Source organism: Spiroplasma endosymbiont of Stenodema calcarata (assembly GCF_964031205.1).
In the GTDB taxonomy this organism is placed as follows: Bacteria; Bacillota_I; Bacilli_A; order Mycoplasmatales; family Mycoplasmataceae; genus Spiroplasma.
Window position 1 is genome coordinate 1,305,253 of sequence record NZ_OZ035018.1, and the last position, 13,794, is coordinate 1,319,046.

Annotated in this window: 17 protein-coding genes; 8 read left to right on the plus strand and 9 right to left on the minus strand. The window is 24.5% G+C overall.

The window, feature by feature from the left end:
* Positions 1–21: 21 nt before the first annotated feature.
* From ACQH24_RS07050 to ACQH24_RS07090, 9 genes are all read right to left on the minus strand, one after another.
* On the minus strand, positions 22–3,453 hold the full coding sequence (locus ACQH24_RS07050; RefSeq protein ID WP_425379861.1) for an Mbov_0399 family ICE element protein: 3,432 nt from the start codon (positions 3,451–3,453) through the stop codon (positions 22–24).
* A 188-nt stretch (positions 3,454–3,641) separates the two neighbouring features.
* Positions 3,642–4,532 (minus strand): IS3 family transposase, encoded by an 891-nt coding sequence (locus ACQH24_RS07055; RefSeq protein WP_425380681.1) that lies wholly within the window; start codon positions 4,530–4,532, stop codon positions 3,642–3,644.
* Complete coding sequence (locus ACQH24_RS07060; protein WP_425379385.1) at positions 4,475–4,750, minus strand: transposase; 276 nt, start codon at positions 4,748–4,750, stop codon at positions 4,475–4,477. The genes ACQH24_RS07055 and ACQH24_RS07060 overlap by 58 nt, the downstream gene beginning before the upstream one ends.
* Positions 4,751–4,847: 97 nt before the next feature.
* A complete protein-coding gene (locus ACQH24_RS07065; RefSeq protein WP_425379862.1) occupies positions 4,848–5,828 on the minus strand; it encodes a hypothetical protein in 981 nt (326 codons plus the stop codon).
* 83 nt (positions 5,829–5,911) lie between these two features.
* A complete protein-coding gene (locus tag ACQH24_RS07070; RefSeq protein WP_425379863.1) occupies positions 5,912–6,265 on the minus strand; it encodes a S1 RNA-binding domain-containing protein in 354 nt (117 codons plus the stop codon).
* Between the two features lie 58 nt (positions 6,266–6,323).
* A complete protein-coding gene (locus ACQH24_RS07075; protein ID WP_425379864.1) occupies positions 6,324–6,800 on the minus strand; it encodes a hypothetical protein in 477 nt (158 codons plus the stop codon).
* Between the two features lie 236 nt (positions 6,801–7,036).
* The gene (locus ACQH24_RS07080) at positions 7,037–8,722 is read right to left on the minus strand and encodes an Mbov_0396 family ICE element transmembrane protein (protein WP_425379865.1); all 1,686 of its coding nucleotides are present in this window, start codon (positions 8,720–8,722) and stop codon (positions 7,037–7,039) included.
* Positions 8,723–8,752: 30 nt separating this feature from the next.
* Positions 8,753–9,043 (minus strand): Mbov_0395 family pilin-like conjugal transfer protein, encoded by a 291-nt coding sequence (locus tag ACQH24_RS07085; RefSeq protein ID WP_047797199.1) that lies wholly within the window; start codon positions 9,041–9,043, stop codon positions 8,753–8,755.
* Between the two features lie 324 nt (positions 9,044–9,367).
* Complete coding sequence (locus ACQH24_RS07090; protein WP_425379866.1) at positions 9,368–10,135, minus strand: DNA cytosine methyltransferase; 768 nt, start codon at positions 10,133–10,135, stop codon at positions 9,368–9,370.
* A gap of 361 nt (positions 10,136–10,496) precedes the next feature.
* On the opposite strand from ACQH24_RS07090, the gene ACQH24_RS07095 reads away from it, so the two are divergent.
* The 8 genes from ACQH24_RS07095 to ACQH24_RS07130 all read left to right on the plus strand — a co-directional run bounded on the left by ACQH24_RS07095 (position 10,497) and on the right by ACQH24_RS07130 (position 13,749).
* On the plus strand, positions 10,497–10,799 hold the full coding sequence (locus tag ACQH24_RS07095; protein WP_047797188.1) for a hypothetical protein: 303 nt from the start codon (positions 10,497–10,499) through the stop codon (positions 10,797–10,799).
* A gap of 14 nt (positions 10,800–10,813) precedes the next feature.
* Positions 10,814–10,966: a hypothetical protein gene (locus ACQH24_RS07100; protein WP_158500808.1), complete on the plus strand. Its 153-nt coding sequence runs from the start codon at positions 10,814–10,816 to the stop codon at positions 10,964–10,966.
* Between the two features lie 313 nt (positions 10,967–11,279).
* Positions 11,280–11,444 (plus strand): hypothetical protein, encoded by a 165-nt coding sequence (locus ACQH24_RS07105; RefSeq protein WP_425379867.1) that lies wholly within the window; start codon positions 11,280–11,282, stop codon positions 11,442–11,444.
* Positions 11,445–11,469: 25 nt separating this feature from the next.
* The gene (locus ACQH24_RS07110) at positions 11,470–11,811 is read left to right on the plus strand and encodes a hypothetical protein (protein ID WP_425379868.1); all 342 of its coding nucleotides are present in this window, start codon (positions 11,470–11,472) and stop codon (positions 11,809–11,811) included.
* Entirely contained in the window at positions 11,811–12,119 is a 309-nt protein-coding gene (locus ACQH24_RS07115) for a hypothetical protein (RefSeq protein ID WP_425379869.1), read from the plus strand. The genes ACQH24_RS07110 and ACQH24_RS07115 overlap by 1 nt, the downstream gene beginning before the upstream one ends.
* 33 nt (positions 12,120–12,152) lie before the next feature.
* Positions 12,153–12,491 (plus strand): hypothetical protein, encoded by a 339-nt coding sequence (locus ACQH24_RS07120; protein WP_425379870.1) that lies wholly within the window; start codon positions 12,153–12,155, stop codon positions 12,489–12,491.
* Between the two features lie 273 nt (positions 12,492–12,764).
* Positions 12,765–13,232: a hypothetical protein gene (locus ACQH24_RS07125; protein ID WP_425379871.1), complete on the plus strand. Its 468-nt coding sequence runs from the start codon at positions 12,765–12,767 to the stop codon at positions 13,230–13,232.
* On the plus strand, positions 13,216–13,749 hold the full coding sequence (locus tag ACQH24_RS07130; protein WP_425379872.1) for a hypothetical protein: 534 nt from the start codon (positions 13,216–13,218) through the stop codon (positions 13,747–13,749). The genes ACQH24_RS07125 and ACQH24_RS07130 overlap by 17 nt, the downstream gene beginning before the upstream one ends.
* Positions 13,750–13,794 lie beyond the last annotated feature (45 nt).

Below are 13,794 nucleotides of genomic sequence, written 5' to 3' on the forward strand. Positions count from 1 at the left end.
AAGGGGTAATAAACCAATATTTTATCTGTTTTTTTCCTTCATTATCGCTTTTATTTTTTTCAACTTTTTGCCCCCAATTTTTTTATTTAATTGATTTTTAATGATAATCCAAGTTATAAAACCACCAACTATCACACAACTAATCAAAGTCATAAAAAATAAATTAACTGGTTTTTTAAAAAACTTTTTTCAACCACTTTCATTATTTTTATTAGGTTTGTTAGGATCTGGTTGTTTGTTTGGTTTTTCTGGTTTATTTGGATTATTATTCTCTTCATTCCCATTATTTTCGTTATTTCCATTTGGATTATTAGGAGTGTTAGGTATTATTCCCTCTGTTGGGGGAATTTTATTTGGTTTGTTGGGGGCATTTTCTGTTATTGGGTTGTTTATTAATTTATATGAAACATTTCCAACTGCTTTTAAACTATTATCCAAAGCATAAATAGTAATTTTTAACTCACTATATTTATTTTCTTGAATCTTTTTCATAAATTCCTGTAATTCATTATCATTAATATTAATGTTTTGGCCATTTAATCCTTGTAATGATATTTGATAATCAATATCTTGTTTCAAGATTTCATCTAATTTATTAATTTTAAAACCTTGCTTAATATATTCCATAATATAATTATTTAAAATATCATCTTTTGTTTTATCTTTAAAATTATATTCTTGATTTTGATATTTAATTTTACTTAAATCAATTACTTTATTTTCATCATAATTTAAGTTATTAATAACTTTAAATTGGTTTGTTTCACCAATTAAAAACATTGATGTATTTAGTGCTTTGATTTTTAGCATTATTTCTTTTGTTTGTTCTTGCTGATTAGTTATTAATTGGTTTAAATCATCATCATTTAATTTCTGTCATTGACTATTTTTATATATTTGAATAATATAATCTTTATTTATTGTTACTAATAAACTAAGTTTGTTTATTTCTTTTCAAACAAAGTTTTCAATTTTATTTCTAATAGTTTTCATATCTTTGGTATTCATTTTCAAAGCACTAATATTTAAATCATTTAATGCTTTAAAATTATTGATGCTTTCATTAACCGCTAAATGATTACGAATATCTGAAACATAATCTCGTCAATATGATAAAACCGCTTCATAAGTTAATTTTGATAAATCATTATCTGAATTTCACTTTTTATAGTTAATCATATAATTTTTTAAATGTTTTCCTTGTGTTGTATTTCAAAAATCACTAGCATTTTGGTTATTAACTGAATTTAAAAAATATCCATAATTTGAACTTTTATTTTTATCAACATAAATAAATTTGTGTTGATAAAATGGTGTTTGTGTATTTCCGTTTAAATCATTAAAGCGTTTTTGTTGAATAATAAAATGAAATCATCCAGCACTAGTATTAACATCTCCCGTCTTGTTTTTTTCTAATTCGTAGCCGTTTTCAAATTTAGTTTCTAAATTTTCATTTGATAAATAACGAATAACTTTTTCAATATTGTCATTATTGTAAAAGTTTTCAAATCCTGCTCCGACTGCACTGGCTTCTGCTAAATAACCAATATCATAATCATTGATATTACTACTTTTTATTAAATTTCCATCTCTGTCAACTGGATCTAAAGGAAATGGGGTGTTAGATTGATGACAAACTCATATTAATTGTTTTTTTGTCCCTGTTTCTTTATTAATTTCTTGATCATAATTAGGATTTTTAATTGTTTTATTTTCATTACTAGGGTCTTTAATAAATTCACTTGTTAGTTTTTCATAGTCGATATTTTTTGGCCCTCACCCCATTAATTTTAATTGTAATGATGGGGTAATTGTTTCAATTAAAATTGTTAACTTAAAATTACCACCAACATCTCCCTCAATTTTAGGGTTTGGTCGGTGGATAATTTCAATTTCATATTTATTAACTTTTTCTTTATCATCAAAAGTATATGTGTATAAACCATTAACAGCGTTTAAATTAACCCCATTTATTTTAACAATATCATAATCAGGATCATTGTTATTTTCCTTTGGTTCAATGTATTGAAAAAATGTTGTTGTATGATATTTTATTATTCCTTTATTGTATTTATTTTCTTTTCCTTCACCGTTATTAATAACTTCTTCAATATCATTAATCATTGCAACACCATTTTCATCACTAATTTTTCCTGGGGTTATTAAAATTCGTTCTTGTAATTTACTTTTTCAATATTTTGCACTTAATGAAAAATTGAGTTTTGTTTTAAAAACTCAATTTTCTCATTGTTCTGTTAAATAATTAAAAATATTAAAACTTGTTTTAAGATAATAATTATTATTTTCTGTTGTTAAAGCATAATTAGGATTGATAAGTTTTTTTCATTCTAATATGTTTCCTTTTTTTCCTAAAACACTAAATATTTTATTATCTAAGATAGTTTTAATTGCATTTCAATTACTTTCATCTAAAATATTGGTTGATGTATCGCTTTGATAAATAATTGTTTGGTTTAACTCGTTTTCGATTATATTTTTAGCATTATCAATATTATAATCACTATCAAAATTTAGTGGCGTTTTAAATTCTCACATTTCATAATTACTACTTTGATTATTATGAATATTAATTAATGTTTTTATAAAATAACCATTAGTTCTTTTTTCTAACTGATAATTTGGATTTAAAAATTCAATTCATCCCTGGGTATCATTATTATCATTTAGTGCTTTTTTTATTTTGTTATCCATTTGTGTTTTAATTTGGTTTCAATTATTAGCACTTTGTGGATTATTATCAATATTAGAATAATAATTAATTTCTTTATTTAATTCCCTTGTTAAATTACTTTTCATATCATTAAAACTAAAACTTGTATTAAAAATTAGTTCATTAACTTTTAATCATGTTTTCGCTCAGGTATTACTTGAATTTCATCCGTTTTTCGCTCGTGCATAAACCAAAAAATCAATTTTAATGCAATCATTATTTTCTAATTGATATCTTACATTTGCTCATCCTCATTCTTCATTTTGGGTATAACCTTGATAGTGATGAAAAATTTGTGATGTTTTTGCTATGCCACTTATTTGATTTAGATTGATATAGTGATAAGAATTATAATCTACTTTTTCTGCTTTGTTATGATCAACATAACCCTCAAAATCTATTTTAATCTGTTTGTATTTATTTTTAAAATCATTTCAACTACTAGCATAATCTAGTATATTAACATAATAATACGATGATTCTACTTTTTCTGTATAATCGCCACCCCAAACCCAACCCGTTTCAGCATAAATATCATAATTTCAATTAATATTTTTTGTAAAACTTGGTGCTGTTGGATTAAAACTTTTCTTTGCATTTTTACTGATAACTTGTTCTTGTTTTATAAACAAAAAATTATCATTGATGGATGATTTGACAATAAGTGGTTCACTTACACCAATCAACGATGTTAATAAACATGATAATATAATCTTTTTCACAGGATATAACCTCCTTTCTGTTTTAAAAAAATAATTTTTATTGAAATATTAAAATATAAGATATAACGAAAAGAAATTGTAAAATAACATGAAATATTAATACGAAACCATAAAAGAAGTATCACAATATATATTTTTTTACACTTATTCTTATTTTATTGGAATGGCAAGGGTTTTTTGGACAAATTTTATGTAGAGTAATAATTTCTGTATTTTACTGGTGTTAAATAATTTAGTTTGCTATGAATTCGAATATTATTGTACCAATTAATGTAATCAAATAATTTTAATTTAAACTGCTCAATGTTTTTAAATTTATTATTTTTAATAAATTCAGTTTTAAAAATTTTGTATGTTGATTCCGCAACAGCATTGTCATAAGGACAACCTGGTTTACTGTAAGACTTTTGAATGTTATTTTTAGTTAAAAAGTTATAAATAAGATTGTTGTTAAATTCACTACCTTGATCAGTGTGAAATATTTTAATATCATTTAATGTAAAGTTAAGTTTATTAAAGGTATTTTTAACTAATTTTGCATTTTTGTGTAAACTAACATCATAACTAATAATTTCACGATTAAATAAATCAATTAGAAAGCAAACATAATATCATTTATTATTAATAAAAACATATGTTAAATCACTGACAACAACTTCATGTAGTTTATAATTATTAAATTCTTGATTTAATAAATTATTATATTTATATGTAACATTGCTTGTATTTGAATGTTTGTATTTGATTTTTGTATAATTTGAAATTAAGTTATATTTTCTCATTATTTTACTAATCTTTACACGAGATAATATAATATTTTGCTGAGCTAGCATGATTTTAATTTTTCTTGTTCCATAATTTTTACGACTTTTTAGAAAAATACTGATAACAGCATTATCAATGTTTTGATTATTCTTGGGATTATTTGCTTTTAATTGATAGTAATATGTTGATCTAGCCAATTTCAATGTTTTACATAAATTAATAATTGGATATTTTGCTTTGTTATTTTTAATGATTGCTATTTTTTGCCGATTATCAGTGTTGCTTGCTTTAAAATGTCATTTTCCATTTCTAATTGTTTAACTTTTTTACGTAATTGAATTAATTCGTTTTCTTCTGGCGTTCTATTGTCTTTAGCTTTAAATGAGTCCGAGTTACTAAATTGGTGAGCTCATTTCCAAACAGTAGATTTACCAATTTGGTAATCATTGGCTAATTGTTCAGGAGTTTGACCCATTTTGTAAAGACCAACAATTTGTTGCTTAAATTCATCGGTATAATGATTCTTTGCCATAATTACACCTCCATTGTAATTTAATTATAAATATTTACTCTACATTATTGTTGTCCAATTTATCTTAACCTATCCACCATCATTCCGATTATTGTGTTTAACATCATTTACACTTCCTTTCTTTATCTCTTATTTGTGGTAAATAACTTGTAAAGTATTCGTTTCAAAATTCTCATATTTTTGTTTGCATACTTTGTTTTGTTAATAACCAATATGCAAATCCCTCTGCCAATAACTCGTCATCATCACTCAATCCATAATTACTGTTGGCAAATATCTTTAACACTTTTTCTTTGTCTAGTTCTGAAAACTTATTTAAATTATTAATTTTATGTCCTAAAAATTGCTTTAAATAAAAAATATGATTGATTTTAAATGTTTCTCAATCATAAAAATAAAAGATATGTCCTAATTCATGGATTAAAATATGCAGAAAGTTATTGGTTGTAAATTGTCCTTTGTGTCATTCACTATTTATTGTTTTTTCAAACGCACAAGATAAAACCTTTTTGTTTAGCAAAATAGTTTGGTGATTATTTGTTTGTCCTAAGACATTATTATCACTATCAATGATATTTTTAATTTCTATTTTTCCTAAAATTTCATTAATATTTGTTTTATTTCAAATACTAGCAACAAAATTATAAAACAATAAAATAAGTTGCTTTAAATTATCTTGGTATTGTTGACAAATATTATTCAATAAATTTTGTCAGTAATTTTGTTGTTCTATTTTTAAATAATCTTGTAATTGTTGATAAGTACTAAATTCTGTTTTAAATTTAATTGCTAAATTATTATCTGCTTTGCCTAAAAAAGCATTTGTTAAATTTTTAATAGTATCTGTCTTATATTGATTAAAGAAAGTTCCTTTATAACCTCGCTGTTGCATTAAAACAGGGTGGGGTAAATATCTTTTTTCTAAATCAATATTTGTTTCTAAATTAACTTTTAAAACATTTTCTAAATTAGGATATAAATGTGCTTTATTATTTGCAATATTACCACAACTAATCAAATTCACTGTGTTTGTACATAAAAACGAAAATATTGCTAAAAAACTAAGTAATTTTTTCATACATTTTTATTTCCCTTCTATTTTGACAAAATAAAAAACAGCAAACTTAATTGCTGTTTATAACTTACATTACTTTTACTAATTTATTCGTTTTCATTTGATTCATTAATATTTTTAATATTGTCTGTTTTATTTTGTTTTTTATTTAAGCTTTTAAAAGCTGCTTTTATTTCTTGAATTTCTTTATCATCATTTTTTAATAGTTCAGGGTGACACTTTTTATAACTTAATTTAAGATGTTTCCTAACTGAATCAAAATCAAGTAACTCAACTTCAATTTCATCACCAATATCAAAAAAATCTTTAATATCTTTAACAAAGTAATCTGAAACTTCACTAATATGGATTAAACCATCAGCTCTTTCTGCTCTACAAAAAGCACCATAGGGCGTAATGTTTGTTATTTTAACAATAACTTTATTTCCTTTTTCATACATAAATAAAATATATCTCCTTTTCTAAATTAAATTTTGATAAGTTGATATTTGATACATTTTATCTTTGTTTATTTGTTTCTTTTAATTTTAGTTCCATTTCTAAAATTTCTTTTTTTAAGCGTAAATTTTCATTTTCAAGTGATAAGTCAGGTTGTTTTTCCATTTCTTTTGCTTTCAGAGATTCTAATTCACTTTTTAATTTAGCAATTTCTGCTCGTTGTGCAGGAATATCTTTTTCATAAGCTTTAAGCAAATATTTTGCATCTCTAGTAAGTTTTTCTCTTGATTTAATTTGTTTTAATTTACTTTCATCTTCTTCCAATTCTTTTTCGCGAATTTGAATGCGATATTCGAGAAATGGAATTGCACCTTTTTTATATTTGTCGTATCATTCTCACGCTTGATCTCATTTTGGTTGATTATTTATATTATGTTTTGGTTTTAAATGTTGTTGAGGATCAAGATATGATTTTGATAAAAATGGATATCTATTTAAGTCGGGGACTTGACGACCAAATTTTTCTAATACTCACATGACATTATTTTTGTCATCATCATTTAATCTATCTATACTTAAAGGGATATTATTAGTTCCCCCCCTTGTGAGTTAATAATTGCACCGTGAATTTCAGTTGCAAGACATCTGTCTTGCATTCTGGCAACGCGTTCTCAATTTACTTCGCCACCTAACAATCGTCATAATCCCATAATTTATCACTCCTTTTTATTTACATTATACCAAATTTATAATTTTTGCCAGGTGTTTTTTATTTATGACTTTTTCTTTTCTGCTTTTTTGGCAGCTTTTTCATCCCATTTTTTCTGTCGATTATTTTGGGTTTTACTATGTTTATCAATAGTATCATTAATATTTATTTGTTTCTCATTTATTTTTCGTAATGAATTTCTTAAACTTAAATATTTTTTATTTTTAATTCTTTCTTTTATTGTTGTTCCGTTGGTAATTAATTTATTCAGCATATTCATTTTTCCTTTTTCTGTTGTTGTTTTTATTTTGTTTACTTTCCCTAGTTTTTTGTTTAAAGATTCAGATTTTGAATTACTGAAATTGCTTGTTTTTAACTTATTAGTTTCATTACCACTATTTGCCAATTGTGGGTTAAATCTTTTTCCAATTACCTTAAATGGTGTTGCAATCCCAGTTCCAATTTGGCGGAAAAATCCTTTTGCTCCACCTCCGCGAGCTGCACCAATTAGTTTACTTGTGGCAAGTGTTGTGACCCCAAGTCCAAAGCCCGCTAAACCAACAATCCCAGCTCTTGAACTCATTCCCTCGGTTGCGTGTCAGAAATGGCGAAAGTCAAGGGGTTTTTCTTGGCGAGATTGACTGCTTGCTGTTTCATTATCACCTCAATCACCATCACCGCCAGAACCCATCGCATTCATTGTTTTTTCGCTCATGCTAGAACCGCCCATTGCCATTGCTCGTTTGGCTCTTTTGCTTTTGGCAAATCCGAATGCTTTTCCTGCCATTTTAGCAGCTCCCATTGCCATTATTCCACCAGCAACAGTTGATTTCATTGAACTCATTCCCTCACGAACACCAGCTGCTTCACCAATTAAGTTGGCAACAACATCCGAAAACGCCATTACTGCCAAGCCACCACCGCACATAAACAAAATAACAAACAATGATTTTCCAATTCCCTCAATACCTAATCCTGCTAAATTAGTGCTTAAAATTGTTTGAATTGTTGTCATAAAAATAAAATATCCTGTTAAAGTGGCGGTTGATGCTAAAAATTTTGCAATTACCATATCTTTTCAAATAAGTGCTCCTTTACCATTGTCAATTGTCATAATAACCATTACTCATGGCGAAATAATAAATAAGAAAAACAATTCGATTATTTTTTGTACCAAAGCAATTCCAATCATAAACATTGCAAACAACATAAATCACACTCCAAAAACTTCGGCAATCATATTAAAATCACCAATATTGTCAGGATAGGAATAATTGTTTGGTATATTATCACCACTACCATCTCAATTGGTATTTCCGATATTGTATAGATAGTTTGCAATATTTCCGTTTTCACCACCAAATCCCGATGTAATCATTTTGGCAATGTTGGCGATTGCAAAATTAGCCAAAAAGAAAAAGATTGGAATTAAAAAGATAAAAACAAACGCTTTACTACCATTTTGTAAAGCAACAATAAATTTTGTTTTTGTCTCGGTGGCATCTTGAAACAAAATTTTAATCATAGTAATTGTAAATATTAAAGAAAATAAACACAAAGCCGTAATGACAAAATATCAGAATGCCATTGGGATATTTTGAAAACTAAATTCTTGTTTTGATCCAAACATTAAATCACCAACCACACCACCTGTTAAATAATTTAGGACGGTGTTAAATGATGCGATTAATTGCAATGGCCCTTGTACAAAAATTGATCATATTAGTTTATACAGTGCATTAAGTATCATAATTTTTCACTTCCTTTCATTTTTTATCAACTATGTTCCAATACTAGGGTTATATGTTTTGATAACTTGTAAAATAACATTCATAACAGCAATTACAACTAAAATTATAATAATTGCTATAATCGGTCATTTTAAAGCACTTAAATCATTTCCTCTCGCTTCGGGATTATCAGCATTTCGCATTATTGAAATTAAAATAATAATTAATTTTCAAATTGCAAAAATAACCGCTAAACCCATAAATACCCCCAAAACAACATTACTTCATAATATAACAACATCCATTATTCCACTAAAATCTGCTGTGTTATTTGATTTCATATTTTCGTCCTCCTTTGTTATTTTAAAAATTTGCTTTTACTTAATTTGTTTCTTTTTTGATAATAAATATTTTTCTTTTTTTGATAATATTGCTGTTGATTATTAAAATAATTTTTAATATTGTTTTTCTTAGTCATTTTTTTTCTTTCCTTTCGAAAGGTAAGTAAAATAAATGCAATAATAAATCACCAATCATAAAATCACAATCAATTCCAAGGGCAATTAAAAATAAAATAGGGGAAATTAATAGCAACAAAATTCCAATAATAATTGTTAAAGGATATAAAAGTCATTTTCACCAAACTTTTCTCTTATTTTGCATCTTTAATTTTTTCTTTCTATTTGAAATATTGCTGTAAATATTTTTTCTAACACATCAACAACAATGCTATTACCAGCTTGTTTATAAAGTTGGGTTTCTGAAACAACTTTGCTTGCTTTATCAAAGTCTTTATTACTAAATCCCATTAATAATCAACATTCTCGTGGAGTTAATACTCGTAAAAAGTATTCTTTTTCATCAATTAAAAAAGATAGTATTTTACTACTATCTTGTTGTTGTCTTTTATTATCAATCATAATTTTATTGACATTACTTGCTGCAATTGTTCCCATATAATTATTTTCTGTTTTTCAAAACCGATTATATGATCCATTAATTAGCAAACCATCTTTTGCTCGTGGTAAAACAATAAAATTACCATAATCCTTAATTGGCAATGCAATTTGTGGTGGTTTCCCATGTCCTGTTGTAATGGTTGGAATAAGATTATTTTTTGTTATATCATTAAAAATATTAACTTGATTATAATTTCTCAAATTAATCATTAATTTTCCATCATTAAGTTTTTTTATATCATTGGGAATTGCAATAATTCCTGCGTTTCCTCATCGCATTTGTTTTGTTGTAATTGTATAAGAACATTGTTGAATGATTTTAAGTTTATTGTTTTCAATTGCTTTTTTCATTGATTCTTGTCTAATAAAATATTTTTCATTTACATTGTTTTCTAAAATATCTTTTACTAAAAATTTTAAATTACAAGGTTGGGGATATTGAAATTTAAAGTCTTGCTTTAATGTTGAAATCATAAAGACCGCGTAAAATATTCGGTTGGTATAAAATTTCCAAAAACTAAGAAAAAGATAGATATAAAATTCTATCTTTTTTAATTAGGTTAAAATTGTCGTTAACCTTGCTTAGTTTAAGAAAATAACAGCAAAATCAACCAAATAAAACTCTCCTACTTGAAATGTCGTTAAATCAAGCAAGCGAGGATAAACAATACAGGGGTGGCCGTACCGCTACGACATAATGGAGGCAATTCTTTTAGGCAATATAAAAGAGTTATTGTGGTTTGGGGATAAATCTTTAACTTGCAATAGTTAAAGGATAAGTGTTCCACAATAAAAAAATTTTAGAAATCTTACTATTTATAAGGAGGATTTGAAAGTGTCTTTAAAAGAACTCTGTTGAAAAGAGTTAAAAATTAAATTAACAAATAAGACAGTATTAATTAATAAATGTCAATGTTATATCAATGAGTATTTTACAAAATTAACCAAAAACAAAAAAGGCGGCTGATATTGTAAAAAGTATGCTCGGCATTGTTTAGCAAGATTAGAATTTATTAACAAACAAAAAATAAGTTATAATCTTTGATTTTTGACTTTAAAATGCAAAAATAACCATCAAATTATTAAAAAATTAATTTTTAAGAAAAATAAATGATGAATTATTAATATTAAAAATTAGAAAGGAGAAATTATATGGTTGAAAATAATATCAAAAATACAATTAGTGATTTAATTAACGAGATTAAAACAACAACAGAAAACAATTTAAGCAATTTAGAACAAATTATGGAAGCTTTAATTGATAAAGTTAATAATATTGAAAATATTTTAAATCAAATACGATAAAAAAAATTAAACCAACTATTTATTAAAATTAGTTGGTTTTTTATTTTTGATAAATAAAAAATAAAGGAGATAAAAATAATGAGGAAAAGTTGTCCTAAATGTAGATCAAAAATAGATGGTGATAATAAACATTTATGATGCACAAATGTTTATTGTATTTTTGCAAAAAACCCATATATTTTTAAAAAGAAAAAATAGATAAATATGTTTGTTTGTGACTCTTATTTTATTTTGTTTTTTATTTAAGTTTTTAGATGATCGCTTAGTTATTTAAAATATTGTGAAATATTAGAAAATTTGGAGGAAATTTAATATGTTTGATAAAAAGCAATATAAAGAATGAAACATATTATCAAAATATTTAAGTTGAGATGAAATATTTAGATATTTTAAAAGAGTTTATGATTATAAAAATGAAGAAGAATTAACTCAAGTACTTAATAATTATTTAAGCAATTTACCAATTAAGGATATTTAAGAATATGAAAGAGAGATTTTAAATAATGACTATAACAGAATCAATTAAATTTAACAAAGTTAAAGAAGAAAATGAAACACTTAAAAAAGAACTTGCTGAAAAAGATAAAGAAATTGAATCAGCAGAATCTAGAATTGAATCTGCTTATGAAAAAATATTAATTGAAAAAGATAAACAAATTAAAAATTTAGAAAAAGAATGAAAAATTCTTGTATGTGATAAATATGATTTACAACAAACACAATTATTTAAAGAAGATTTTGGTTTAACTTGTTATGCAGAATGTAATTGTGATGGTGACGGTTGTGGTTATGGTTTAATAGATAATTCAAAATATAACAAATTACCTAGTAAGGATGTGAAATAATGATAGTTTATAAACTAGATAACTTTTTGATGTTTCAAATTTCACAATGCCAAATGTGTGAAAAGAAAAAAACAAGAGTACAAAAATGAGATAAACTATTCGATGCTTGAATTTGCATTAATTGTTGAGAAAAAGTTGTTAAAGAATGTTTATCAGAAAAACCTTACAAAATAGATAAGAATGGAATTGAATATGTGGAAATTCCACATCAAATGGAAAATGAGGAAGTGGTTAAAACTAATATTGCTGTTATTGATTTAAATAGAAAATTAAAACAAATTAATAGTATTTTACAAGGAAAATATTAAATACGACAAATTACCTAGTAAGGAGGATGAAAAATGTATTTAGTTATAAAAGATTCAGATAATATAAAAGATCATTATAAAATAACGGATTTAATTTCAAAAAATACCGATTATGAAGAAAAAGAAAACTTTTGATATAAATTTGGTTTAGAACAATATTGAACAGGATATTGTTGATCAAGTGGAATAATAGATAATATAAAAGATATTGATGAATATTTAACAAAAAAGTTTAAAGAATTACAAGAAAAATCGTGAAATGAAATTATAGAAAATTATGTTAAAGATAAATTTGGTTATACAGTGGTAAATAATTTATCTGATATTAATTGACAAAAAGAGTCAGACAAAAATATAGAACCAGTTCGTTAAGAATTTATTTTTTTGGTTTAATTAATTATTTATTTTTAACCTACTATTGGATAGTAATTTTAGAAAGAATAAAATTAAAATCAAAAAAAATAAAGTGAGGTGATTATTATAAAAAAAGATTATTCAAAACCCAAAGCAAGATTAAATGGAAATATAATTATTGACTGTATTAGATGTGAACAAGAATTCACCATTTCAAATTTAGAATGATTAACGATGAATAAATTTTATAAATGCCAAAAATGTAAAAAAAATAAAGTGAGGTAATTAAATATGATAAAAAAAATTTATTTAAACCAAAATTTAATTTCACAAGAAATAAATAATAAAACACATATTTTAATAAACAAACAAAAAGATTGCGTTGTTTTAGATAAAAATTACTTAGGTTTATCAAGTTATCAAAATTATTTTAGTTTAAAAATTGATGAAAATAAAAAATATGTAGTCAATAGTAGCATTAATAATAAAAGTGGTAATATTGTGGGAAAAAATTTACTTTTAACTTTTGAAAAATTAAAACAAGAAAACAAAAAACAGTTTAATTTGCAAAACAAAAATGATGCTAACAATGATTTATTAAATAAATATAATAATCATTATGATAACAAAACAAAACAACAAAAATTAACAGATACAGAATTAAAACAATTACTAGAAGATTTAGAAAACATTGATAATCCCAATTATTGAGATAATGGTTTTTATTTAGGATACAACAAATATGAAAAAATTACTTAGTTTGTTATCAATATTTTTGTTATCGTGTACAAACACAGTGAATTTGATTAGTTGTGGTAATATTGCAAATAACAAACCAAAATTACCACCATCAAAACCAAAATTACCAATAGTAAAAGATGTTTTTTACTATGAAAAATTAAAACAAGAAATTACAGCAGAAATTAAAGAATATGATGAAGTAATTAAAGAAATTGAAAATAGTAAAAATGATTATGAAAATGAAGAAGAATATCAAACAGAACTAAAACAAACCCAAGCAGAAAAATTTATTAAAATATCGGAACTAAATAATTGTGAATATCAAATTTTACTATGTCAAAAAGAAAATGAGTTTACAGACAAACAAAAACAACAAGTAATTAAGTTGTTAGAAAAACAAATAAACAATTTAAATAGTGCTTTAAATTTATTAAGCGAAAATAAAAATAGCGATTTTGACCAGAAAGATTTAGAAAATATTAAAACAAAGATTAAAAATACAAAAATTATTTTAGACGAAATTAAAAACAATTAAGAAAGGAATGATTTAATGTGAAAAAAATTTTTAAGGAAATTAATA